This is a genomic window from Microcoleus sp. FACHB-831 (genome assembly GCF_014695585.1).
Lineage (GTDB): Bacteria > Cyanobacteriota > Cyanobacteriia > Cyanobacteriales > FACHB-T130 > FACHB-831.
Window position 1 is genome coordinate 44,254 of sequence record NZ_JACJON010000009.1, and the last position, 23,628, is coordinate 67,881.

The 23,628-nt window shown below is 46.0% G+C and carries 22 protein-coding genes; 9 read left to right on the plus strand and 13 right to left on the minus strand.

Annotated features, from left to right (window positions below):
• The first annotated feature begins 250 nt into the window (after positions 1 to 250).
• Positions 251 to 2,314 (plus strand): elongation factor G, encoded by a 2,064-nt coding sequence (locus tag H6F77_RS00370; protein WP_190484138.1) that lies wholly within the window; start codon positions 251 to 253, stop codon positions 2,312 to 2,314.
• An 89-nt stretch (positions 2,315 to 2,403) separates the two neighbouring features.
• The gene (locus tag H6F77_RS00375) at positions 2,404 to 2,592 is read left to right on the plus strand and encodes a DDE transposase family protein (protein ID WP_190484140.1); all 189 of its coding nucleotides are present in this window, start codon (positions 2,404 to 2,406) and stop codon (positions 2,590 to 2,592) included.
• Positions 2,593 to 2,636: 44 nt separating this feature from the next.
• Here the strand turns inward: H6F77_RS00375 and ctpC are convergent, their stop codons facing one another.
• From ctpC to ispG, 3 genes are all read right to left on the minus strand, one after another.
• Positions 2,637 to 3,917: a carboxyl-terminal processing protease CtpC gene (gene ctpC, locus H6F77_RS00380; RefSeq protein ID WP_190484142.1), complete on the minus strand. Its 1,281-nt coding sequence runs from the start codon at positions 3,915 to 3,917 to the stop codon at positions 2,637 to 2,639.
• A gap of 84 nt (positions 3,918 to 4,001) precedes the next feature.
• Positions 4,002 to 4,649 carry a hypothetical protein gene (locus tag H6F77_RS00385; protein ID WP_190484144.1) on the minus strand — a complete coding sequence of 216 codons (648 nt, stop codon included), beginning with the start codon at positions 4,647 to 4,649 and terminating at the stop codon, positions 4,002 to 4,004.
• A 328-nt stretch (positions 4,650 to 4,977) separates the two neighbouring features.
• Complete coding sequence (gene ispG / locus H6F77_RS00390) at positions 4,978 to 6,195, minus strand: (E)-4-hydroxy-3-methylbut-2-enyl-diphosphate synthase (RefSeq protein WP_190484146.1); 1,218 nt, start codon at positions 6,193 to 6,195, stop codon at positions 4,978 to 4,980.
• Between the two features lie 199 nt (positions 6,196 to 6,394).
• Here ispG and H6F77_RS00395 point away from each other — a divergent pair, with 199 nt between their 5' ends.
• Positions 6,395 to 6,640, plus strand: coding sequence for an AbrB/MazE/SpoVT family DNA-binding domain-containing protein (locus tag H6F77_RS00395; protein ID WP_199321101.1), 246 nt, complete (start codon positions 6,395 to 6,397; stop codon positions 6,638 to 6,640).
• Between the two features lie 180 nt (positions 6,641 to 6,820).
• Here H6F77_RS00395 and H6F77_RS00400 read toward each other — a convergent pair whose 3' ends face one another.
• Entirely contained in the window at positions 6,821 to 7,024 is a 204-nt protein-coding gene (locus tag H6F77_RS00400) for a hypothetical protein (protein ID WP_190484148.1), read from the minus strand.
• On the opposite strand from H6F77_RS00400, the gene H6F77_RS00405 reads away from it, so the two are divergent.
• Positions 7,024 to 7,197 carry a hypothetical protein gene (locus tag H6F77_RS00405; RefSeq protein ID WP_190484150.1) on the plus strand — a complete coding sequence of 58 codons (174 nt, stop codon included), beginning with the start codon at positions 7,024 to 7,026 and terminating at the stop codon, positions 7,195 to 7,197. The genes H6F77_RS00400 and H6F77_RS00405 overlap by 1 nt on opposite strands.
• 47 nt (positions 7,198 to 7,244) lie before the next feature.
• Here the strand turns inward: H6F77_RS00405 and H6F77_RS00410 are convergent, their stop codons facing one another.
• From H6F77_RS00410 to H6F77_RS00440, 7 genes are all read right to left on the minus strand, one after another.
• Positions 7,245 to 7,598, minus strand: a complete 354-nt coding sequence (locus H6F77_RS00410; RefSeq protein ID WP_190484153.1) for a phenylpyruvate tautomerase MIF-related protein — start codon at positions 7,596 to 7,598, stop codon at positions 7,245 to 7,247.
• 87 nt (positions 7,599 to 7,685) lie between these two features.
• Complete coding sequence (locus H6F77_RS00415) at positions 7,686 to 8,168, minus strand: flavin reductase family protein (protein WP_190484154.1); 483 nt, start codon at positions 8,166 to 8,168, stop codon at positions 7,686 to 7,688.
• 181 nt (positions 8,169 to 8,349) lie between these two features.
• The gene (locus H6F77_RS28800; protein ID WP_375335907.1) at positions 8,350 to 8,484 is read right to left on the minus strand and encodes a zf-TFIIB domain-containing protein; all 135 of its coding nucleotides are present in this window, start codon (positions 8,482 to 8,484) and stop codon (positions 8,350 to 8,352) included.
• Between the two features lie 140 nt (positions 8,485 to 8,624).
• The gene (locus tag H6F77_RS00425; RefSeq protein ID WP_190484156.1) at positions 8,625 to 9,026 is read right to left on the minus strand and encodes a zf-TFIIB domain-containing protein; all 402 of its coding nucleotides are present in this window, start codon (positions 9,024 to 9,026) and stop codon (positions 8,625 to 8,627) included.
• Between the two features lie 30 nt (positions 9,027 to 9,056).
• Positions 9,057 to 9,890, minus strand: a complete 834-nt coding sequence (gene cobM / locus H6F77_RS00430; protein ID WP_190484158.1) for a precorrin-4 C(11)-methyltransferase — start codon at positions 9,888 to 9,890, stop codon at positions 9,057 to 9,059.
• An 825-nt stretch (positions 9,891 to 10,715) separates the two neighbouring features.
• Positions 10,716 to 11,636 (minus strand): prolipoprotein diacylglyceryl transferase, encoded by a 921-nt coding sequence (gene lgt / locus H6F77_RS00435; RefSeq protein ID WP_190484297.1) that lies wholly within the window; start codon positions 11,634 to 11,636, stop codon positions 10,716 to 10,718.
• A 256-nt stretch (positions 11,637 to 11,892) separates the two neighbouring features.
• Positions 11,893 to 12,039, minus strand: coding sequence for a hypothetical protein (locus H6F77_RS00440; protein ID WP_190484159.1), 147 nt, complete (start codon positions 12,037 to 12,039; stop codon positions 11,893 to 11,895).
• A 656-nt stretch (positions 12,040 to 12,695) separates the two neighbouring features.
• Between H6F77_RS00440 and H6F77_RS27675 the strand changes: the two genes are divergently transcribed.
• Positions 12,696 to 16,190 (plus strand): ATP-binding protein, encoded by a 3,495-nt coding sequence (locus H6F77_RS27675; protein WP_242021793.1) that lies wholly within the window; start codon positions 12,696 to 12,698, stop codon positions 16,188 to 16,190.
• Between the two features lie 203 nt (positions 16,191 to 16,393).
• Entirely contained in the window at positions 16,394 to 19,252 is a 2,859-nt protein-coding gene (locus H6F77_RS00450) for an ATP-binding protein (RefSeq protein ID WP_190484299.1), read from the plus strand.
• Between the two features lie 96 nt (positions 19,253 to 19,348).
• Here H6F77_RS00450 and glyA read toward each other — a convergent pair whose 3' ends face one another.
• Positions 19,349 to 20,632, minus strand: a complete 1,284-nt coding sequence (gene glyA / locus H6F77_RS00455) for a serine hydroxymethyltransferase (RefSeq protein ID WP_190484161.1) — start codon at positions 20,630 to 20,632, stop codon at positions 19,349 to 19,351.
• 160 nt (positions 20,633 to 20,792) lie between these two features.
• On the opposite strand from glyA, the gene H6F77_RS00460 reads away from it, so the two are divergent.
• The 3 genes from H6F77_RS00460 to H6F77_RS00470 all read left to right on the plus strand — a co-directional run bounded on the left by H6F77_RS00460 (position 20,793) and on the right by H6F77_RS00470 (position 22,589).
• Entirely contained in the window at positions 20,793 to 20,990 is a 198-nt protein-coding gene (locus H6F77_RS00460; RefSeq protein ID WP_190484163.1) for a hypothetical protein, read from the plus strand.
• Positions 20,991 to 21,171: 181 nt separating this feature from the next.
• Positions 21,172 to 22,038 (plus strand): rhomboid family intramembrane serine protease, encoded by an 867-nt coding sequence (locus H6F77_RS00465; protein ID WP_190484164.1) that lies wholly within the window; start codon positions 21,172 to 21,174, stop codon positions 22,036 to 22,038.
• Between the two features lie 38 nt (positions 22,039 to 22,076).
• The gene (locus H6F77_RS00470; protein WP_190484166.1) at positions 22,077 to 22,589 is read left to right on the plus strand and encodes a Tic20 family protein; all 513 of its coding nucleotides are present in this window, start codon (positions 22,077 to 22,079) and stop codon (positions 22,587 to 22,589) included.
• Positions 22,590 to 22,685: 96 nt separating this feature from the next.
• Here H6F77_RS00470 and H6F77_RS00475 read toward each other — a convergent pair whose 3' ends face one another.
• Positions 22,686 to 23,462 (minus strand): fumarylacetoacetate hydrolase family protein, encoded by a 777-nt coding sequence (locus H6F77_RS00475; protein ID WP_190484168.1) that lies wholly within the window; start codon positions 23,460 to 23,462, stop codon positions 22,686 to 22,688.
• Positions 23,463 to 23,628 lie beyond the last annotated feature (166 nt).

The window sequence follows — 23,628 nt, forward strand, 5'->3', positions numbered from 1 at the left end:
TTGTAAACAAATACCTCGCTGGGTGTCGAGTTTATTCATATAAATTACCATTAATTCATACTCATTAATTTTACTTAACTTTAAACCAAGTTTGCCTTACAAGAGATTGCAATTTTATTTCAACTAGCTCGATACGCGCTAATCTCACAAACATAGATGGTTAATGTCCATCTAGATGAAGTCATTATTGATCCCGGCAAAATAAATGGGGTCAAGTCGCGTTAATCCTATCTATCTTAAGGGGTGACTTATGAACGAAAAAGTCATTTCAGGCACGCGGAATGTGGCAATTGTTGGCCCGTATCTAAGCGGCAAAACAACATTGCTAGAAAGTTTATTGTTTGTAACAGGTGCGATTACCCGCAAGGGACGCACAAGCGATGGTAACACGGTCGGCGATAGTTCGACTGAGGCACGCGATCGCCATATGAGTGTAGAGGTAGCAGCCGCCTGCACCGATTATGAAGGCGTGCGCTTTACATTTGTAGACTGCCCCGGTTCCGTAGAGTTTGCGGGAGAAACATATAACGCCTTAATAGGCGTTGATGCAGCAATAGTAGTATGCGAACCATCAAGCGATCGCGTCCTCACCCTCGCTCCTCTATTTAAATTCCTCGACGACTGGGAAATCCCGCACCTAGTCTTTATCAACAAAATGGATCGTGTTTGCACTGACGAGACACGTTGCCTTACCAACTTTAAAGAAGTTTTGTACGCCCTCAAAAGCGTCTCCAGCCGACCCATCGTGCCGCACCAATATCCCATTGGTCAAGGCGAACAAATAATCGGCTTTATAGACTTAGTGAGCGAACAAGCTTATCACTATCACCCCGGTGCGCCTGCTGACCCAGTACCGCTTCCAGAGGCTTTAAGAGAGCAGGAACAAGCAGCACGGGCGGAAATGTTAGAGACATTAGCCAATTTTGACGACCACCTGCTAGAAGAACTCTTAGAGGAAATTGAACCACCGCAAGAAGAAATTCTGCAAGACCTGAAAATGGAATTAGGGGCAGACTTAATAGTGCCCGTTTTTATCGGCATTGCCGAGCAAGATTACGGCGTTCGTCCCCTACTACAAGCATTGTTGCGCGAAGCACCAGACCCGACAACTACTGCCGAACGTCGGGGAATAGTCCTCCACGCCGATGCGCCACTGGCTCAAGTAATTAAGACCTATTACACCCCCCAAGGCGGCAAACTTTCTCTAGTGCGAGTATGGCAGGGTACGCTGACTGATGGAATTGTCTTAAATGGCGTCCGCGTCGGTGGGTTGTACCGCATGATGGGTCAACAACAACAGAGCTTAGCTTCTGCTGGTGCTGGTGAAATTGTCGCGCTAGGACGCTTGGAGGGAATTAAAACTGGAGACACCCTAGCAGCCAGCAACGAACAAATAGCGGCGGAGTTACCTAAAGCAGAGAAGGTAATACCAGTTTTTGCCCTAGCGATCGCACCCGAAAAGCGCAACGATGAAGTTAAACTCAGTAGCGCTATAGGCAAATTACTCGAAGAAGACCCCTGTCTGGCTTGGGAACAACACGGCGACACCCACGAAGTCATCCTCTGGGGTCAAGGTGAAATTCACATCCAGGTAGCGCTAGACCGACTGCGACGCAAGTACAACCTGCCAATGGTAACTCACCTGCCGCAAGTTCCCTACAAGGAGACTATCCGCAAATCAAGCTCATCGGTTCACGGGCGCTACAAGCATCAATCGGGCGGTCACGGTCAGTTTGGCGATGTATATCTCGACATTAAGCCTCTGCCGCGCGGTGAAGGTGTCAGCTTCAATCAAACTATTGTAGGGGGCGTGGTTCCGCGCCAGTATATCCCCGGCGTGGAAATAGGCGTGCGGGAGTATCTAGTACACGGCCCCTTGGGTTTCCCTGTAGTCGATGTAGCTGTAACGCTGACGAACGGCTCCTATCACTCGGTAGATAGTTCCGAACAGGCGTTTAAGCAGGCGGCGCGGCTAGCGATGCAAACGGGGATGGCGCAGTGCGAACCAACGCTGCTAGAACCGATTGTTTCTATTGAGGTGTGCGCTCCGGCTGAGTTTACCTCGAAGGTGCTGCAATTGGTTAGCGGTCGTCGCGGGCAAATTCTGGGTTACGAAGGTAAGGCGGATTGGTCGGGTTGGGATTGTGTTTCGGCATATTTACCGCAAGCCGAGATGCATGATTTTATCGTAGAGTTGCGATCGCTCACTATGGGCGTTGGCTTCTTCAACTGGCATTTCGACCATCTTCAAGAAGTCCCCGACAAGCTAGCTGAAAGAGTCCTAGCCACTACCAGCAACGGTAATGGCAAGTAAAAAGTAAAAAGGCAAAAGGAAAATAATCTTTTCTTTTGCCTTTTCTCGTCTGTGCTTCTTCTGCGCCTGGAGCCGTTCAACTTTAGCCAATGCAAAGCTTACAAACTTGGTATATTGTCAAGCGCGAAGAGGGAAATTGCGAAATCCTCCCCAACTCGCAAGTAGAAGGGGAGGAAGAATCAGCTTTTGTAGAGAAATGGGGGCCGTTTCAATCACAACAAGAAGCGATCGCAAAGCGTATTGGCTTAATTCGGGCTGGTAAATGCCAACCCCAGTAAAGGTAAAAAGGCAAAAGAAATATTTTCTTTTGCCTTTTTACTTTTTATTTCTCTGCTGTAGTTCCGCTTTGAGCAATCTTCTGTTTTAGTATGTCCAGAGCCTTCGTGTATTGCGGGTCATTTGCACTACCGATTTTAGTGGTATCGCCCTGCAACTCCTTCCGTTGAGCATCTGTCAGTTCCAGCACCACATCTGGCGGAATTCCCTCTTGGTTTATATCTCGTCCCTTGGGAGTGTAATATTTCGCAATTGTCACCGCCAAACCCGATCCATCTCCCAAGGGGCGCACCGATTGCACCAATCCCTTGCCAAACGTCTTTGTCCCCACCAAAACAGCGCGTTTGTTGTCCTGCAACGCCCCCGATAGAATTTCGCTGGCACTAGCGGAACCACCATCCACCAGCACCACCAAAGGTTTCTTAGTCAGCGGCTTGTGGTTTGCCTGTTGCAGGTCTGTTGTTCCCTGGCGGTCTTTTGTAGAGACAATGGTGCCTTCGTCCAGCCACATCCGGGCTATTTCTATGCTGGCGTAAAGCAAGCCACCTGGGTTAGACCTCAGATCCAAAATATAGCCAGCAACCTTCTGCTTTTCTAGCTTCTCAATTGCCTGACGCATTTCAGCCGTAGCATTGGCGCTAAACTGCTTCAGGCGAATGTAACCAATACCACCCGCCGGACTCTGCTGATACGCTTCGCGCACTGGATGGATCTCAATACGCGCCCGCTTCACCAGATAATCTATTTCTTTACTTTCTCGGAGGATGGTAAGCTTCACTTGCGTTCCCTCTTGCCCGCGAATCAGCTTTACCGCGTCATTGACATCCATCCCATCGGTACTCTTGCCATCAATTTTCGTGACGATATCTTTGGCGAGTATGCCAGCTTTGAAGGCGGGTGTATCCTCAATAGGCGAAATCACTACCAGCTTTTTGGTTTTCTCATCTTTAGCCAACTGGATACCCACGCCGATTAATTCCCCAGAAGTATCAATCTGCATATTCTTGAACTCTTCTGGGTCCATAAAGCGGGTGTAGGGGTCGCCCAATTTCTTGAGCATTTCTCTAATCGCTTTGTAGGCTTCCGGCTTGCTGGTATAGTTTCGCTTGAGATAATCGTTGCGAACCGCCCGCCAATTTACCTTGTTAAACGTTCCATCCACATATTGGCGGTCTATGATTTGCCATACTTCATCGACTAACTCTTTGGGGCTTTCTCGCAAGCTAGCAAGACTCGGAGATATCTGACAGCCCGTGACTGTAACAGCAACGGTCGATAGCAGTACTGCTGTCGCACCGAGAACCAGACCGCGTTTTGTGATTACCATGATCCTTTCAAAAGCCGGATGGAAACTACTGCAAAGTGATTGCGGTATGCTAAACACTGCTTGTATGCGGTATTGACCGACATTTTAGGCAGCTTTTTGCATTTTATGGATTCGCAAGGGCTGGTCCCTTACTGGCGCAACCGCAAACGCCTCTATCGAGTCCGACGCAAAAACGTCCTTCCCGAATGCCAACCCCCAACCCCCAATGGAAGAAGAGAGTTTTGTGATAAATGCCAACTTGAAGGGGGCATTTATCAACTTTCCCCACGATGCCCCAAACGAGCCTCTTTTGACTTGATATCCCTGGCCAAGCTGATGCTTACTCACAGAATCTTTATCTAAGAAGCTAGTTTTAGCGGTGTAAGGCTCGTCAGTTAATTTAACTTCGATTCCAGATAGCGCCACTTTGTATTGTAGCTGCACCATTTTCCGATGGGGAATGCCTGCAAACTTGCGATCGCTTAGTTTATCTATTTCAAGCTGTTGCTTCGCTCTAGTATTGTAACCACTAACTTGCTGCCTTGGTTCCCGCCTTACTACCCGGCCGATAATCAAGTTGCTATTGCAGCCATACTGATAGTTAGCCACTTGTTTAAGGCGGTTCAGAGTAATTTTTTGAACCCGCTTACTGCTTATACGGTTAATACTTAAGAAAGATGGTAGAGCTGCTTTAATTTGGTTAAATACGCGATTTATTGACCTATTTGCTACGGGTCGTTCTACTACTATCATTCTTATGTAACTTAAATTGTTTATAGGCTATTTAAAATCTACATTTTTCGCGCAATGCGGTTAACAAAATATTGCTAGCGCGTTACGCTACTTTTACCTATGTTATACCAGAAAATTGAGTACTAGCCTCTAGGCTAACTCTAGCACAGGCAATGGTAGGAGCAAGTCCACTCATATCTCTATGCACGTACATAGATTTCAAATCCGGATTCGCACAGACTGTTGAGTGCTTAAATTCAAGGTTTTTCAAGTAATTCTCCCAACCTCCTAACCACCCTCATCTGAAGACGGCTGAAGAGGTTGGGTTCAAAAGAAGCAGCTACACTGACTATGGATCTACCCACCGACCATCTGCTTTGATTAAGTTAATCAACTCCTCTACACCTTGAGATTCTGGTACTTTTTTTATTTCCTCTCGACCGCGATATAAAGAAATGTAACCCGGCTGTTTGCCCACATAGCCGTAGTCAGCGTCGGCCATTTCACCAGGGCCATTAACGATGCACCCCATAACCGCTATGTCTAACCCCGTAAGGTGTTTGGTTGCTTCGCGGACTTGGTGCAACACTTCTTCTAAGTTAAATAAGGTACGACCGCAGGAAGGACAGGCGACGTACTCTACCATCGTCTTCCGCAGCCCTAAAGCTTGCAGAATGCTGTAGCAGACTGGAATTTCTTTTTCTGGGGCTTCTGTGAGAGACACGCGAATAGTATCGCCAATGCCATCAGCTAGCAGGGTGGCAATTCCGGCGGTAGACTTGATGCGTCCGTATTCGCCATCTCCTGCCTCAGTTACACCCAAATGCAGGGGGTAGTCCATGCCGTTTTCATCCATGCGCTGTGCCATTAGGCGATAAGCAGCTAGCATGACTGGAACCCGCGAAGCTTTCATTGAGATAACCAAGTTACGGAAGTCGAGGGATTCGCAAATGCGGATGAATTCCAGGGCTGACTCTACCATGCCTTCTGGGGTATCGCCATAAGAAAACAGCATCCTCTCGGCGAGGGAGCCGTGATTGACGCCGATTCGCATAGCTTTACCTTGATCGCGCAGGGAAACGACTAGAGGTTCTAGAGTTTCGCGGATTTTATCGCCAATTTCTTCAAATTCGGCTTGGGTATAGTCCGTGCGAGTTGTGCTGGGTTTCTCAAATACATACAAACCCGGATTAATCCGCACCTTATCAACGTGCTTGGCAACTTCTAGGGCGATTTTCATCCCATTGTGATGCACGTCGGCAACTAGGGGGACGGTTTGGTAAGTTGCAGCCAACTTTTGTTTAATTTCCGCCAAAGCTTTAGCGTGTGCGAGGCTAGGGACGGTTACGCGGACAATTTCGCAGCCGATTTCGTGCAGACGACGAATTCCGGCAACTGAACCATCTATATCTAGGGTGTCTTCGTTAATCATCGACTGCACTACAACGGGGTAGCTGCCGCCAATGGTAACGGAACCCACCTTGACGGGACGGGTTTTGCGCCGCTTGATGGTGGTGTCAAAGGTGGGTTGCTTAGATGCGGTGTTAGGAATCGGCAGAGTTTGCATAACCTGTGAGGTAATTTTTGTAGCGAGTGATGCGGTTGTCTCCTGTTTCTCAGGTTGCCATAGATGGGGCCGTTTGGGTAAGGCGATGCTGCTAGTGCATCTGCTGTCTTTCTGTAGGAGGGCAAAGGATAAGGCGATTAACGCTAACGCTACGGGATATTGGTAAGATTTACATTGTATATTTTGTGTTTAAATTTATATGGAAATTAAGGCGCACATAGGCAAGTGGGGAAACTCTTTAGCTTTTAGAATCCCCAAGCATATTGCCATGTATCTAGAACTTAATGTGAAGGATACTGTTATTTGTAGTGTAGAAGACGGCAAATTGATAATAGAACCAGTACAAAGTCCTCCAGAATATACGTTGGATGAATTGTTAGCTGGATTTATTGAATCTAGCGAAGAAGCCTGTTGGGGTAAAACAGAGGTTGAAGAAATTTGGTGAATTATATTTTCAAGCAGCGCGGTTTTATCGGGTTGAGGTTTTAATACTTTTTTGAGTAATTTTTTAAGTACAAACATCCTTAAATTAAAGAATAATAAAACCTGTCAATAGTAAGTAGATAAGCTTAATTAACATAAGGTGGGCAATGCCCACCCTAGTAATAGATTATTTTATTTACGTTCACTCAGGAAAGTCAGGAATAATCCATTTCGGAGGTTCCGTGAGTTTTTTTCTTCGCGCTTCTTCAGCAATCTCTAGCATCTTATCCAACGAAGTATTATTGATGAAATTTGAGGCTGCTGCTGCATTTTCCTTATTGGGGCATTTGTCGCCTAAAATGCAGCCGTTTACGCAGGCTTCAGCGCAGTTCACAGTAACTTCCATTGTCACCTTCCCTTTCTCTAATTCTCAAGACGGCTAGCAGATGGGTTGCTCGGACACAGGGCAAACAAGCGATCGCTACCACCATTTCACTTTTACAAATTATAATAATATTTCGCCGAGTTATAGCTGTCTTAAGTGCGATCGCTCTGGATAGGAACCTCTACCCAAAGTGATATGCGATCGCGGGCTACCCTATAGCGCTATCACACAGCGATCTTACTCAGCCAAAAGTCGAACCATTCCAGCCCCACATCGAACCCTTAGCATCGGCAAACTCAATATAAATCCGATTTTTGGGCACGCCCAGCGTCTTGTTTATCTGCTGGCAAAACTCCTCACTCATTGTCTTAGTTTGCCCCGAACTCATGTTACCAACGCTCTTAATTTCGATGTAGCAAACTGGATCTACAGTTCCAGCAAAAGTCATAGCAACCCCAGGTTCAAAAGCAGTCATCACGTAAGATTCCGGTTTCCCCAGATGATGCGCCAACATCCCTGAAAGATTTTTAAGCAATCCTTCAACTTCAGCTTTGTCTGGGGCTGTAACAGAAGTTTGAACTTTGATTAGCGGCATAACTTTGTTGCTATATGTTAGTCATTAGTCATTAGTTATTATTCCATCATTCTAATGACCAATGACCGTTAACCACTACAAAATTATTTAGCCACCGTACTGCCAGCCAGTGCTTTCCAGCAACAGAGGTTCGCCCTCTCTGTGGACGCCAGCGCCGATAACTTCACCCACATAAACAGTGTGGTCCCCTTGTTCCACTGCTCCCACAACCTTACACTCAACATAGCCAAGAGTGTCTGAGATTATAGGACAGCCAGTTTGTTCGCCCGGATAGAATTCCACATCCTCAAACTTATTACCAACGCGGCGCTGCGGCTTGAAGAATTTCTGCGCTACTTCTTTTTGTCCTGCTTCCAAGATGCTGAGAGCAAAAACGCCACTGGCTTTAATCATCGCGTGAGACTTGGAATCTTGCTTAACGCAATTCACCACTAAAGGCGGATTAAACGAAGCCTGCATTACCCAACTGGCTGTGAAGCCGTTGACTTCTTCGCCATCTTTTACACCGCAGATATAGAGTCCATGAGGAATCTTACGCAGAATTGTCTTTTTAGCTTGTTCGTCTAGCAAAGCTTTGCCTACCTAATTGATACTACAGTGTTTAAGTTTAGCAATCTTTACAAACCTAAGCATAATGCTTTAGGCAGGCGCACATTGGATTTTATAATTGATAAAAGTACTGAAATCTAAAACCCCCGCTAGTTTTAGACTTAATTTCGGCCTTTGAGAAACAAATCTCTGAAAACTTCCATTATTCCTTATAATCCTTGAATTCCCCAGCATCAAACCACACCCCATAGCACACAGGGCATTTTTCATACAAAGTATTGGAATAGACTACTTGTTCCCAGCTTCCTTGAAACCTCGGGTATTGTATATTGCTCATTACTCAACCTCGGTGCTATTTAAGGCTAGAAGATTAACACCAAGAACACAAGAATTATAAATCGCCATTTTTACAAAAAAAATACTAGAAGCAACCAGCGATCGCCCACCTCAAACCGCAGTTTGCACCAAGCAATATTTTTAGTCTTTAACTCCTCTGGTAAAAATATTTCTAAATCGCTTGATTATTCCTTTTGGTTTGAAGTTGTTTTTGAAATCTTTAAATTCACCTGCATCCAACCAAATACCCTGGCACGCGGGGCATTTTTCATACCAAATACAGTGCTGGTCGATTTCTACCATACGAATCATTTTGGCACTGCATCGCGGGCAATTAATATCGCCTTCTGATTGGTTGAACTCAGTACCAGTTTCAGGGTCGCCAATGTCTAAACTTTCAGAACCTTGAATAGTTTTTAGCTTGTCAGCCTTAAGGGAATCAAACCAAATCCCTTTGCAGTTTAGGCAGCGGTCTACTTCAATACTGGCATAGACTACTTGTTCTAGGCTTTGCTGACATTTTGGGCACTTTATCTCGCTCATAGTGCTTGACATTCACAGCCTGTTTTTAGGTCAGCGTATAGGACGATTTGGGCGAAACAAGTGGGAGTGTTCGGGATCGTAAAGACGCGATCGCGCTTGGCTAGCGTTTACCTCTGCTCCCTTCAATGCTGGACTAATCACATAAAGTGTAGTCCTAATTAAATTCTCCCGTCGAGTTACACTTGCCATCTGATCTAAAGGCACCACCCAAATTTTCTCATCTGGCCAACCCACACGGAAACAAATCGCTACAGGAGTATCGGCTGGGTAGTGTTCCATCAGCTTTGCTTGCGACTCTTCCACCATCCGCGCACTTAGATAAAGGCAAAGGCTGGCTTGATGCGCTGCGAGGGAGGATAACTCTTCAGCCGATGGTACTGCTGAGGCGCGTCCGCTGATGCGCGTGAGGATGATAGTTTGCACCAGTCCGGGGACGGTTAGCTCAACTTTTAGCTTCGCAGCAGCGGCTTGGAAAGCGCTGATTCCGGGTATTACCTCAAAAGGAATCTCCGCTTCCGTTAGAGCTTGCATTTGCTCGTGTATGGCACTGTAGAGACTGAGATCGCCAGAGTGGAGGCGGACGACAGAAAGATGCGATCGCACCTTTTCAATCATCATTGGCAAAATCTCTTCTAACGTTTTATTCGCAGTCCGGATAATCTCGGCATCAGGACGACAAAGCTGCAAAATCTCTATGGGTACAAGCGAATCAGCAAATAATATCGCATCGGCTGCTGCTAGTATTTTCTGCGCCTTGACCGTCAACAAATCTGGATCTCCAGGCCCAGCACCTACAATATAAACCGCTGGTGCTAAAGCTGGAAGCGATTTTGGCAAATCCGATTGGGTAGCAAAGTCAGACACACAATACCTCTTTTGTACAATTGGCTTTTAAAGGTTATACAGCTTATCAGAACTTTTAGGATTTACGGCAGGGTTAAGGCAGCCTAATTCATACTTCATACTTCCTGGTTCATCCGGATGGTGGGACGCGGCTAAAATTTTGGGATTATTGCGAGTATCGTTCCGGATTTTTGCTATTTTCGCAGTAATTAAGAATTGGTAGATGCACCCTGGTTTAGCTCTAGACTCAAGTTCTAGGGCTTTTTTTTTGCGTATTAATGATGTACATCCTCCGCCTTACTACCTCCCTCTGCTTTCAGCGTTGGCGGGTGCAAAGTGGGGATTTGCCAAAAAGAATGTTTATTTCTTGGCAGTATCGTTCCGGATTTCCCTCATTCTCCTAGTAATTAAGAATTGGTAGATGCACCCTGGTTCAGCTCTAGAGGCCAACCTCTAGGGCTTTTTATTTTGGGAAATTTGAAAGATATTTTGCCCCTTAAGTAATGAACATTAGGCTTGTTGAATTTTTTTATTGGCAGTATCGTTCCGGATTTACCCCATTTTATTAGTAAGTAATAATTGGTAGATGCACCCTGGTTAAGCTCTAGAGTTTGGACTCTAGGGCTTTTTATTTTGGTAATTTAATTATGGTTATTGTCTTAATTAATGACTCCTTGACTTGTTCAACACTTTTTATTTCTTGGCAGTATTGTTCCGGATTTTACCCATATTCCTAGTAATTAAGAATTGGTAGATGCACCCTGGTTTAACTCTAGAGTTTGGCTCTAGAGTTTTTTTTTGCAAAAATGCAACCGGGGCTAAAGCTGCGAAAAACATCGCAAGCCATTATAATTCATCGTTTGTTCTGCCTTCTGGATTGCGATCGCTGATGTCTTGGACAACATCGGGCAGAGGGCGACGCAACAGGTAAAGCCACGCCAGACCTATCAACCCCAACGTCATTCCTGTTAAACTCACCAATTGAGCTATCCGTAACGGCCCTAGCATTAGGCTGTCGGTGCGTAATCCCTCAATCCAAACACGTCCGGCGCTATAACCCACCACATAAATCAGAAACAAAGTACCCACCTTGAGGCGCGGCTTACCCCGCAAATCCCGAAAGAACAGGGTAAGCAGTAACCCAAATACCATCAAGTTCCACAGCGACTCATACAGAAATGTGGGATGAAAGTATTCAACATTGGGGTACTCCGGAGGACGGAGCATTCTTTTTTGACCATCGTCTTGGAAAATATACGGCGGAATATACAGTTTCCAAGGCAAGTTAGTCGGACGCCCAAAAGCTTCTGAGTTGAAGAAATTGCCCCAGCGACCAATTGCCTGACCGAGAATCACTGAGGGAGCCGCAAGGTCTGCTAATTGCCAGAAAGAAGCTTTTTGGAGTCGGGCAAAAATTAGCGCTGCCAGCAAGCCCCCCAGTATCGCACCATGAATTGCAATGCCACCTTTCCAGATTGCAAAGACCTCCATAGGCTTTTGGGCGTATTCTTCCCACTGAAACAGCACGTAGTATAAGCGGGCGCTGGGTATAGCACCAACAACGAGCCAGATTGCCAAGTCGCCCAACAAATCTGGATTAACGTTGCGGCGCTTAGCCAGATAAGTGGAAAGGGTGACGCCAATTAACACCGCAGACGCGATTAAAAGGCCGTACCAACGGATGCTTAAAGGCCCAAATTTATAGAGAATCGGGCCAGGAGAAGTAAATTGAAAAGCTAGGGGCAGAGTAAACATCCCCAGCAGCATAGAATTTATTGTCATCCTGATGAGAGGCAGAAAACTCCTCACCCCCTACAGTTAGCTACACGATAGATTGTATGTTGCCTTGGGTTGCTAGGAATGGCGATCGCTATTTTTGGACAGTTTTTAGGTATCTCTCTTTTGTCGGCTTGCTTGGGGACGATTAGTCTGCATCTTGATCAACCTATAGTGCGGACTATCCTGGATTGCCCTCCTATGGCGCGATCGCATCCTTCTTCAGCTTGACGGAAACTGTACCGATCTACAGGATTGTGCGTTTGAGCGATTTATCTACTTTGTCTGGCGGGGGGATATGTAGGCGGGAAAATCTTGAAGCGAGAGCGATCGCTGACCAAATCATCTGCGCCTGAATTTTTGCAAGCTGCTCCCCCCCAAATTCTTCCAACATCAGCGGTTTGCTAAGAGTTTGCCAGAGCAATTCCTGGTTTTTAGCATAAAAATTCTCTTAGGTAGTGTAGGTCAACTGCTTAATTTCTACCCAGACGGGTATAACGCAGCCGATATGATTTATTTTGTTTTGTGCTTTTCTATATTCGCAAGCTTCTAAACACGCCAGCAATTGCAAAAGTAAATTGCTTAGAGCCTGCGATCGCCAAAAAATCTTTAAGCTAGGCGCAAACTGCTGTCGTACAAGACAATCTTGGCCAGGTGATAACTTTAACACCTGGTATTATCTATAAATTTAAAAATTGATAATTTTATAAAAACAAGTTATGAAGTTTTGACTAAGTTAGTAGGAGAATTGTTTAAAAAATTAAAAGCACAAAAAAATCTAACCTGAGAGCGTTAATTATTTTACAAAAATATTAAACTAGCTTAATTAAACCTATTTCTTACATTGCAGACAAAATTGGCGTACCTACTATAACGAAATTTTTCCTCCTGAAAAATACCGAGCGAGATTTTCATCTAGGCATTAATATCAGTAAATTTACTGATATTAATGCTCTTGTCATTAATTAGAAATTAATAATTTAGTCCGTATTAACTGTATAAGAAGACGATAGTGTAATTACTAATGCACATTTAAATAGCAAATAAAGAATGATTGCTGAAAAATTTTTAACAGCAAATAATCATCGCATTTCCTCAACGCGCCTTCCTCGGAGCCTCAGCGCCATTGAAACTTGGGGCTTTGGTCTCACGCCTCATCTCACATGGATTAGTACGGCACCTGCGCTCCACGCGGCTATTGGAACGCAAGCCCTCTTCGTGTGGGTGCCAATAGCGATCGTCAGCTTACTGCTGAACCTACAGGTGAAACGCTTAGGAGAACACTGGCCCGAAGTAGCAGGAGGAACGCCGAATTACACAACTAGGCTACTGAAAAATTATCCAGGGTTGGGACGTTACGGAGCAATCGGTTACTACTTGGGATGGGTCTCCATTCCACCCGTAACCGCTATCGTCCTCACAGATCTTATTAAGTACAACTTAGAGCCTTTAGGTATTGCCTATCCGGAATGGGGTCTAAGAATTGGCTTCACGCTGATCGCTTATATTGTGGCGTTTAGCGGTATCCGCGCCTTGAGTATCCTGCACTTATTCTTCGTTATTCCGGCATTCGGATTTCTACTATTGTTTTGCACTCAAGGCATGGGGTGGTTAGCCTTCTCGCCAAATAGCCCCGGTTTTTTTCCCACCAGTTGGTCAAACCTAAACTTTGAAGACTGGGCAAAGTGGTACTTTATGGCAGCTTATGGAGGCTATGGCTGTGAAACCGCGGCGGTGTTTGTCGCCGATAGCCAACGTCCCAAAGAAACGTTGCGCTTCCTCAAGTTAGCAGGTTGGCTGATTCTGCCAGTACAGTTGGGTGGCTCGTGGGTTCTAATGCGTTTAGCCAGCTCTCCAGGACTTGGCGACAACTCTTTTGTTAACCTCACCGCAGCAGCAACACCCTTTTGGGGGCAGTCCGGTTCATTATTGGTGACGTTACTGCTCGTTTCAAGCACATTGCTAAGTTGTGCTACTACGGTTGCTGTCTCTCCCCGTATTTTGTATCAAATGGCTCAGGACGGACATCTTTCGTCGGTGTTCGCAGTTAGTTCCCGTCGGGGGGTTTTAGAACCGGGCCTCCTATTTACACTTTTACTCAGTATTATTTATCTGATTTGGGGAGATATTGCCCGTATCGTGGTGATATCTGGCACTAGCTGGCTTGCATCCATTATGGTTGTACATCTGGGGCTATGGCTGCGCCGGGGCAGCCCGGAGGTGCGCTGGCCTTGGTTGTCGCTGTGCTTTTTGTTGTTAGAGTCAGTTGTGCTGGTGTTTGGAGGCTTGGGTTGGGGTTGGCAAGATCTGCTAATCGGGCTTCTTTTTCCCATCGGCATTTTAGCGGTGGATGCTGCTATGCGCCGGATATCATTTCCCCCGTTCCATGCAGCGTGGTGGAACCAGCGTTATCGTCAGCGGTCTTCAGTTGAGATTAAAGATTTTGTTGTGCTTCAAATAGTCATCCTGATCGTATTGGTCTGTAGCGGTACCGCTATAGGCTGGATGATTAGGGACAAGTTTGAGCATATCGATAGCAATGCCAACAACAATATATTGGTTGTTTTGCTGATGACCTTGGCATTTGTAGCGATCGCGATCGCCTGTTGGACTACTTTGCCCCAAGTTGCCTCGATCGCCGAAGCAAGAGAACAAGCAGAAAACTTGTTTATTACTGCTCTCGACACCGTTCCAGATACCATTCTCGTCTTAGATGAAAACGGCGCGATCGCCCAAGCTAACCCAGCGGCTGAACTACTTTTTGGCATGAACGCCAAAGATCTATTTGGGCATCGCCTTAATAACTTATTTCCAGGGTTGGCTTCCGATCCTGGTCAGTGGCCCCACACCAGCGAACAGAAATTAACTATTTATTCTGTAGGGGCAATTGATGCATCGCCTTTACTACGCATTATTGAAACGACTATTTCCGAGCGTTCAAATCGGAATCTGCAACAATATATAGTTATTTTGCGCGACATCACAGAACGCAAGCAGGCTGAAGCTCAACTCCAGCAAACTTTGCAGCTAAAGGAAGAACTTGCTGTTACTGCCACAGAGCAAGCCGAAAGATTAGAGAAAACGCTCTATGAATTGCAACAAGCGCAGTCTCAATTAATTCAATCTTTGGAATCGGATAGGATTCTCAAGCACGTTACAGACCAAATCCGCAGTACTTTAGATTCCAAGACGATTCTGCAAACTATCGTCCGAGAAGTGCGACGTTTGCTCAACACAGACCGCGTGGTGATTTACCACTTTAATGGCGGCTGGCAAGGCAAAGTGGTCGTAGAAGAGGTGACAGGTAATTGGAACTCGCTTTTGGGTGAGATGTATGCTGATGAATGCTTTCCCAGCGAACATGCTCTGCTTTATGAAGCCGGACGAGTTAAAAGTGTTAACAACGTAGTTGAATCAGATTTACATCCGTGCCACAAAGAGTTTTTGCAGAATATTCAGGTGCAAGCCAACCTTGTTTTACCAATTCGGATAGATTCTCATTTATGGGGTTTGCTTATTGCCCACGAGTGTGGTGCTACTAGAGTTTGGCAGACAGCTGAAATTGAGTTGTTGCAAAAGTTAGCCGATCGAGCTGCGATCGCCATTCATCAAGCTGAACTCTATCAACACAGCTGCACCGCCGCCCACACAGCGCAGACTCAAGCCCAACATCTAGAAAACGCTTTACAGCAGCTCAAACACACCCAAGCTCAACTTATTCAGACCGAGAAAATGTCTAGTTTGGGTCAATTAGTCGCTGGTGTTGCCCATGAAATAAATAACCCGGTTAATTTTATTTATGGCAATCTAACTCACGTTGATGACTACGCTAACGATTTACTCGATTTAGCTAAACTTTACCAACAGCGCTTTCCATCGGCAGATTTAGAAATACAAAAATTTGTTGAAGAAATTGATCTAGATTTTCTGATTGAAGATCTGCCTAAAACATTAGCCTCAATGAGAATTGGCGCTAAACGCATCCGTGAAATTGTGCTAACTTTGCGTAACTTCTCTCGGCTTGACGAAAGTGAAATGAAATTTGTTAATATTCACGAGGGAATAGATAGCACGCTGTTGATTTTGCACAATCGTATTAAAGATAAACCGGAGCGTCCGGGAATAGAAATTATTAAAAACTATGGCAAATTGCCACAAGTTGAATGTTATGCCGGACAGCTAAATCAGGTGTTTATGAACATTGTGAGCAATGCGATTGATGCTTTAGACAATCACGACAGCGATCGCTCACTAGAAGAAATTAAAAAACATCCCAGTAGCATTACCATCGCCACCCAAGCTTTAGAGAAAAATCGCGTACTTATCAGTATTAAAGATAACGGGCCAGGAATGGCAGATAACGTCAAATCACGGCTATTTGACCCGTTCTTTACAACTAAACCTGTAGGTCAGGGCACAGGTTTAGGATTATCAATCAGCTATGAGATTATTGTCAATAAACACGGCGGTGAGATCAAGTGTTTATCACAGTCAGGGCAGGGTGCAGAATTGTTGATTGAAATACCCGTCCGGAAAATCAGCTAGGTAACAACTTTGGGTAGGCAACGTTGTAGGTATTTCCAATGGCGATCGCTCCTACCCAACGTTACTGCTTAAAACATTCGTTCTCAGGGAAAATACTCAAAAATTTACTCGGGTTTTTAGCAAGTTTAAGAACTTACACGGTTTTCCCAATCCTAAAAATTGGCTAAATGGTGATTAGTATTACAATATCCGATTTAAAAATAATGCTCGATCAGCCTGTCGTCGGCGTGGACAAGAATCAGCACTCAACCATGCGCCTCCCCCGCAGCTTGAGTGCTTTTGAAACTTGGGGCTTCGGTCTCACTGCTCACACCGGATGGATCGCCGTTGCACCGGCCATCCACGCTGCGCTTGGAGTAAATGCTATCTTCGTCTGGTTGCCTGGGACAATTGTGGGGATGCTGCTCAACTTTCAGGTGCAACGCTTAGGCATGCGTTGGCCGGAAATGTCAGGGGGAACGCCCAACTACGCTGCGAGGCTGCTAAAGCACTATCCAGGGCTGGCTCGCTATGTGGCACTCGGATATTTCGTTGGATGGGCATCGGCTCCAGCGGTAATTGCAACTGTTCTCAGCGACTTGATTAAAGCCAACCTAGAACCTTTAGGTATTGCTTGTCCTACATTAGCACTCAACATTGGATTCACCTGTATAGCTTTTGTGGTGGCATTTAGCGGCACCCGCGCTTTAGCTATACTCCATTTATTTTTTCTCATCCCAGCAGTGGGATTCTTACTCACTTTTTGCTTTCAGGGCTTGTGGTGGTTAACTTTTTCACATCACAGCCCTGGGTTTTTCCCCCCTGTAGAGACGAGCCATACAACATCTCTACATTTTGGAGACTGGGCAAAATGGTACTTCATAGGGACTTGGAATCTATACGGCTGTGAAACCACTTCCTCGTTTGTAGCCGATAGCCGACGCCCTAATGAAACTTTGCGGTTTATGACCTTTGCTACTTGGCTAATGCCGCCAGTGTATCTGGGTTTTTCTTGGCTGCTGACGCGGTTGGCTACAGAGCCAGGACTTAGTAATAGCACGTATATTACCTTGCTAGCAGCATCAAAGCCCTTCTGGGGTCAGGCTGGTTCGATGTTAGTGACATTGCTAATTGCCTTCTCCAGCTTTCTTAATTGCGCCACTGCTGTTTGCGTCCTTCCCCGCATCTTGTACCAGCTCTCTTTGGACGGACACTTGTCGCCAGTTTTTGCTGTTGTTTCCAAGCGAGGCGTCTTGGGGCCTGCCCTATTATTTACCTTTTTAATTAGTCTCGCGTGTCTGGTTTGGGGAGATGTTGCCCGTATAGTAATGGTGACGAATACTGGCTACCTAGCCTCCATAATCGGAATCCACCTGGGATTGTGGCTGCGCCGAGGTTTGGCAGAGGTGCGATGGCCTTGGTTATCGTTGGGCTTTTGTATTGTGGGGGCAGTTGTCTTCGTCGTAGGAGGGTTAGCTTGGAGTTGGCAAGATTGGCTGATCGGACTTTTGTTGCCGATTGTCATTTTGGCTATTGATGCTGCTATCCGCCGCATACCGTTTGCGCCATTCCATCCGCGCTGGTGGCAAAAGCATTACAATCCCCAGAATAACGGTAAGTTCAAAGATTTTGTGGCGGTTCAGGTAATCGTACTGATCGTATTGGTCTGTAGCGCTACTAGCATCGGTTGGACGATTGGCGCAAATTTAGGCAGAATCACTGGCGTGCCTAGTGCGGATTTATTAGTGGTTCTGCTAGTAACAATTGCATTTTGTGCTGTAGCGATCGCTTGTTGGACTACTTTACCCCAAGTTGCCTCTATCGCTGAAGCGCGAGAACACGCTGAAACTCTTTTTATGACTGCTCTAGACACCGTTCCAGATACAATTCTGGTGCTAGATCAAAGCGGCGCAATTCGACAAGCTAATCCGGCTGCTGTTGAACTCTTCGAGATGAAGCCAGTTGAGCTAATTGGGCGTCGTCTTAACGAATTTCTTTGTGAGTTGCCCGTCTCACCCGCTGAATGGGAACTTAGGAGCGAACAGACCTTGGCTCAGCGCAAAAAGGGCTTACGCACTATTGAAGCAACGATCTCGCAAAGATCCAATCAAAAGTTGCAAGAATATATTGTGATTTTGCGCGATATCACCTCGCGCAAGCAGTCAGAGGAAGCATTGCAACAATCTGAGAGCCAGTTGAGAGAACAAGCACTAACGCTGGAAGGAACTCTGCAAGATCTCCAACGAACTCAAACCCAATTAATTCAGACTGAGAAAATGTCCAGCCTCGGTCAACTCGTCGCTGGTGTGGCTCACGAAATTAATAACCCAGTTAATTTTATTTATGGCAACATCACCCATGTGGGTGAGTACACCAACGATCTACTCGGTTTAGTCAATTTGTACCAGCAACGCTGTCCGCAAACCGATGTGGAAATTGAAGAGTTTATTGAAGATATAGATCTGGACTTTCTGATCCAGGATCTACCCAAAACTCTGTCTTCAATGAAAGTTGGCGCCGAACGCATCCGCGAGATCGTACTAACTTTGCGTAACTTCTCCAGACTGGATGAATCCGACATGAAACCCGTCAATATTCATGAAGGAATCGATAGCAGCCTGTTGATTTTGCACAATCGTCTTAAGGCTAAACCCGACCGTCCGGGAATTGAGATAGTCAAGGAATATGGCAACTTACCCAAAGTTGAATGTTATGCCGGACAGCTCAATCAAGTATTTATTAATATTATCAGCAATGCGATTGATGCTTTGGAAAAACACGACAAGGAGCGCTCTCTAGAAGCTATTAAAGAGCGCCCCAGCATGATTACTATTCGTACCTTTAGGAGCGATCGCGATCGCGTAATAATCAGCATTCAAGATAATGGGCCAGGAATGACAGATAGTGTCAAATCAAGAGTATTTGACCCTTTCTTCACTACAAAACCTGTAGGTCAGGGTACAGGTCTGGGATTATCAATTAGCTATCAGATTGTCGTAGATAAGCACAGCGGACAGCTAAAGTGTATATCCACATCAGGGCAAGGGACAGAATTCTTGATTGAAATCCCCATCCGACAGTAGAGGGGAAGAGTCCGGAGTCCGAAGTCCGGAGTCCGGAGTCAACCGAGGGCTACTCGAATTAAGGATCAACAATCAACAATTCCCAATTCCCCATTATTATGTCAGCGCTGGTACGGGAATTTGAAGGTGAGGATATAGGGGGAAGCGATCGCATAAAGCAGCTACCCGACGCCGACAATCCGCCGCCACTGTTTCTGACTCCGGATTTAACAGTCTCTCGGCAATAATATCGCCAATCTCTGTAAACTCAGTTGTACCCATTCCTCGCGTTGTCATCGCTGGCGAACCCAAACGCAACCCACTGGTAACAAACGGCGATTCTGGATCGAAAGGAACTGTATTTTTATTAGCAGTAATATTTACGCCGCTAACCAAATGATCCGCCAGTTTTCCGGTCATGCCAATGGAACGCAAATCAACCAACATTAAATGATTGTCGGTGCCGCCAGAGACAATTTTTAAGCCACGTTTGTGCAACTGAGTTGCTAATGCATTGGCATTGTCAATTACTTGACCAGAATATGTTTTAAAAGCTGGTGTCAGCGCTTCGCCAAAAGCAACCGCCTTGGCTGCAATTACATGCTCCAACGGCCCGCCTTGAGTACCGGGGAATACAGCTTTATCTAGCTTCTTACCCAACTCAGCATCCCGGGTTAGAATTAATCCACCTCTAGGCCCGCGTAGGGTTTTGTGTGTCGTTGTAGTGACAACATCGCAGTAAGGGATGGGATTGGGGTGATGACCTGTAGCCACTAAACCAGCAATGTGGGCGATGTCTGCTAACAAATAAGCGCCAACTTCATCGGCGATCGCTCTAAATTTGTCAAAATGAATCGTGCGGGGATAAGCTGAATATCCGCAAATCAGCAACTTGGGACGATTCTGCTTCGCCAGTTCCAGAATTTGGTCATAATCTAGCTGCTCGGTTTCCTTACTGACCCCGTAATGGCAAACCTTGAACCACTTACCCGACACATTTACAGGCGAACCGTGCGTTAAGTGTCCCCCGTGCGACAAATCCATACCCATGATCGTGTCGCCCGGTTCCAACAGCGACAGGAATACGGCAAAATTCGCCTGAGCGCCGGAATGAGGCTGCACGTTGGCACTCGCCGCACCAAATAGCTGCTTGGCGCGGTCAATTGCCAGTTGTTCAACTTTATCGATGAACTCACAGCCGCCGTAATAGCGTTTCCCTGGTAACCCCTCGGCATACTTATTGGTAAGAACCGAGCCTTGTGCAGCCATAACTGCCGCACTTGTAAAGTTTTCACTAGCAATCAGCTCCAGGTGGTCGCGTTGGCGCTGGAGTTCTTCCCCAATAAACTCCGCAACGGCTGGATCGGTCTGGGCGAGAAAGTCTAAATTATTTTTACTCACAGAATCAACACCAACGACAATTTACGCACGCCAAAATTTCCCTGAACCAATTATCTTAACCCCAGTAGCGTTATTAAGCTGCATATCATTTTGCTGAACCTATCCGGGTGCTTGGCTTACAATGATGACAAAGGTATAGAGAGCAACTGGCGGCATAGCAATGTTAGTAATTCTAACGGATGAACACATACTCTCTCCTAAGCAAGTTTGTCAAACCTGCCTATTAGCTGACCAAAGCGGTCAACCACGCTGGCGTGGCGGACAGCTGCGCTGCGGTTATGCAATTGGCAAGTTGAATGAAAATCAACCAGCCCAGTACCAGTGTCAAATGGGTTTTAGGCTGGCTAACATTCAATGAATTGCTATGGTTATGGAGAAAGTGTCAAACAATTTGACGCCTCATTTATAGAAGATGGGGTTAACTAAATCAAAAGCATTTCCAGGCATCATACCTGGCAAATTAAATCGGGAACAGCTTATTTCCTATTAATCTTCACTGACAAAATAGAATCAAACAAATTAACTAGAATTTTCATTTGATGTTAAAACGACAAACGAGCGGAGCCGTAGTTTGTCCTTCTTGTAACCAGACGGTGGATGTAACTGATAAGACGTGCAGCCACTGCGGGCGCAAGAATCCTTCTATGTGGGGCTTCGCAGGAGACTTAACCAGTCTGGGGCGCGACCTGGGCTTTATTAGGATTATAAATTGGGGTTGCATATTACTCTACATTGCCAGTTTGCTTGTTGATATAAGGGGTATTAGAAATGGCAATGTATGGAATTTGCTCTCGCCTAGTTTGGAAAGCTTGTTTTTGTTCGGTGCAAGCGGCTCAATACCTGTTTTTGAAGTAGGTCGATGGTGGACGGTATTCACGGCTGCTTGGTTGCACGGGAGTATCTTGCACATTACATTCAACTTGCTGTGGATACGAGAAATCGCACCATCTGTTGCTCAAGTTTATGGTGCGGCGCGATTGGTAATAATCTATACGGTTTCTGCGATCGCAGGTTCTCTTTTAAGTAGCGCAGCCGCCCATTATTTAGTGGGAGTCCCCAAGATTCTCCAGGGTGCTAACCTAACAGTGGGAGCGTCGGGAGCCTTTTTTGGGTTGTTAGGGGCGTTAGTATCGTATGGACAACTTAGTGGCAGCAGTGCCGTTAAGCAAAAAGCTACAAGTTATGCCGTAGGTATGTTCCTGTTTGGATTTATTATGCCCAATGTTGACAACTGGGGGCACTTGGGTGGTTTCTTGGGTGGATGGGCGATCGCTCGATTAAAGTGGCTATACAATGGCAAACCTGAAGGTCAAAATCATTTATGGGTAGCGATCGCTTGTCTAGCTCTAACCCTCCTCAGCATTATTGCATCTGTCTTGCATGCACTATTCATCCTTGCTGGATAAACTAACTAAAATTGCAAACATAATTAGGAGACTAACTGATGAGTTGGCGCGGGTCTAACACAATTCAAGACAAAATTTTTGCTTGCTTAACATACCTAGTACCTCTAGTGGAAGTGCTGAGGTTTGGCGCTTTTCTATTCGCGCTCCTTCCTCCCTTAGCAGTATTGTTTTCACCCCTGTTTTTCCTATTACCCATCTACGGCTCTTATTGGGGTCTGGTAGCACTAGCGATTTTCTTTGGCCTTTATTTTGGGGTTGTGAGAAATCAAAGCTTAAGTTACTTCCTTCGTTTCCACACGATGCAGGCGCTGCTGCTGGGGATTTTTGCATGGCTGTGTGAGTACTTGTTGCAACTTTTTGGTCTCTCACAACAACTGGTATTCGGGGGTTTCCCCACTGCAAACGATCCAATGGAACTGCTTGTGGCTATCGTCTCTAGCGCCATTTTTATCTTTGTGGTTGGTGGATCGATATATTCGATTTTCCAAGCTTTGCGCGGTGAAACGGCCAAAATTCCCATAATTTCTGACGCTGCTAATTCCCAGGTTTAGAGCGGGTGTAGTTAGTAAAGAACGACAGATTTAACCTATTCTGTCGCTCTCTTAGGACTAGCGTTTTGGCAGATGCCAACATCTGCTTATTTATCCTTACTGCCGCATGGCAACCGTGTTTTCCAGCTTGCCAATGCCTTCAATTTCGACTCGGACGCGATCGCCTACCTGCAACGGCCCCACTCCTTCTGGCGTCCCTGTCAACACCACATCTCCCGGCAACAGTGTCATCACCTGGCTGATATAAGACACTAAAAAATCTGGCGCAAACACCATTTGATCGATCTGCGCTGACTGGAAGGGCTGAGAATTATCATTGACAAAAGTTTGCAAACGTGCAGCAGGACTTATTTCGCGAACAATCCAGGGGCCAAGGGGACAAAAAGTATCAAATCCTTTACCCCGCGTCCATTGACTATCGCGCTTTTGCAGATCGCGTGCGGTGACATCATTGGCAATGGTATAACCCCAGATTTTCCTCCTGGCTTCCTCTGGCGTACAGTCAAAAACGCGATCGCCAATCACAATCGCCAACTCTCCCTCATAATCCACCCGCTGCGATTGTCGCGGGTATAGGATTTCGGCTCCAGCAGCGATAACTGTGGTGGGCGGTTTGAGAAATAGTAATGGCTCTTCGGGTACAGGCGTGCCCATTTCAGCAGCGTGATCGGCATAATTTTTGCCTACGGCGACAACTTTTGAGGGCGCACAGGGAGCTAGCAGTTGGTAACTATCTGGTTCTAACTCTCGTGAAGCAATCTGCCCGTGTAACCAGGGCGGTGCATCCAGTACCTGGACGGCTCTGTTGAGTTGCAGTATCCCGTAGTGGATATGTCCTGTTGAGGTTTTGACTCTGACGTAGCGCTGCGCCATAAGGGAATTGATTTATGTTCGATTAATCTCATGCGAAAGCTGTTTAGAAGTTTAAGATGCCGTTTGCCCTGGTAATTAGCTAGAATTTTGTACTGGTAGGTAGTAAGATTTTAATTCCTTGCTTCTCCAACAGCTGAGAGGTTCGGCTGGTGTAAATAGAGGCGCG

Excerpts from the sequence above, each read along its gene's own strand:
- H6F77_RS00475 (WP_190484168.1), bottom strand. The coding sequence starts at position 23,462 with ATGGCGCAGCGCTACGTCAGAGTCAAAACCTCAACAGGACATATCCAC.
- H6F77_RS27675 (WP_242021793.1), top strand. The coding sequence starts at position 12,696 with ATGATTGCTGAAAAATTTTTAACAGCAAATAATCATCGCATTTCCTCA.
- lgt (WP_190484297.1), bottom strand. The coding sequence starts at position 11,636 with ATGCTGCTGGGGATGTTTACTCTGCCCCTAGCTTTTCAATTTACTTCT.
- H6F77_RS00410 (WP_190484153.1), bottom strand. The coding sequence starts at position 7,598 with ATGCCGCTAATCAAAGTTCAAACTTCTGTTACAGCCCCAGACAAAGCT.
- H6F77_RS00375 (WP_190484140.1), top strand. The coding sequence starts at position 2,404 with ATGCAAAGCTTACAAACTTGGTATATTGTCAAGCGCGAAGAGGGAAAT.
- H6F77_RS00395 (WP_199321101.1), top strand. The coding sequence starts at position 6,395 with ATGGAAATTAAGGCGCACATAGGCAAGTGGGGAAACTCTTTAGCTTTT.
- H6F77_RS00370 (WP_190484138.1), top strand. The coding sequence starts at position 251 with ATGAACGAAAAAGTCATTTCAGGCACGCGGAATGTGGCAATTGTTGGC.
- H6F77_RS00440 (WP_190484159.1), bottom strand. The coding sequence starts at position 12,039 with ATGTTGGAAGAATTTGGGGGGGAGCAGCTTGCAAAAATTCAGGCGCAG.
- ctpC (WP_190484142.1), bottom strand. The coding sequence starts at position 3,917 with ATGGTAATCACAAAACGCGGTCTGGTTCTCGGTGCGACAGCAGTACTG.
- H6F77_RS00470 (WP_190484166.1), top strand. The coding sequence starts at position 22,077 with ATGAGTTGGCGCGGGTCTAACACAATTCAAGACAAAATTTTTGCTTGC.
- H6F77_RS00425 (WP_190484156.1), bottom strand. The coding sequence starts at position 9,026 with ATGAGCGAGATAAAGTGCCCAAAATGTCAGCAAAGCCTAGAACAAGTA.
- H6F77_RS00385 (WP_190484144.1), bottom strand. The coding sequence starts at position 4,649 with ATGATAGTAGTAGAACGACCCGTAGCAAATAGGTCAATAAATCGCGTA.
- H6F77_RS00450 (WP_190484299.1), top strand. The coding sequence starts at position 16,394 with ATGCTCGATCAGCCTGTCGTCGGCGTGGACAAGAATCAGCACTCAACC.
- H6F77_RS00400 (WP_190484148.1), bottom strand. The coding sequence starts at position 7,024 with ATGGAAGTTACTGTGAACTGCGCTGAAGCCTGCGTAAACGGCTGCATT.
- H6F77_RS28800 (WP_375335907.1), bottom strand. The coding sequence starts at position 8,484 with ATGAGCAATATACAATACCCGAGGTTTCAAGGAAGCTGGGAACAAGTA.
- H6F77_RS00465 (WP_190484164.1), top strand. The coding sequence starts at position 21,172 with ATGTTAAAACGACAAACGAGCGGAGCCGTAGTTTGTCCTTCTTGTAAC.
- H6F77_RS00460 (WP_190484163.1), top strand. The coding sequence starts at position 20,793 with ATGTTAGTAATTCTAACGGATGAACACATACTCTCTCCTAAGCAAGTT.
- ispG (WP_190484146.1), bottom strand. The coding sequence starts at position 6,195 with ATGCAAACTCTGCCGATTCCTAACACCGCATCTAAGCAACCCACCTTT.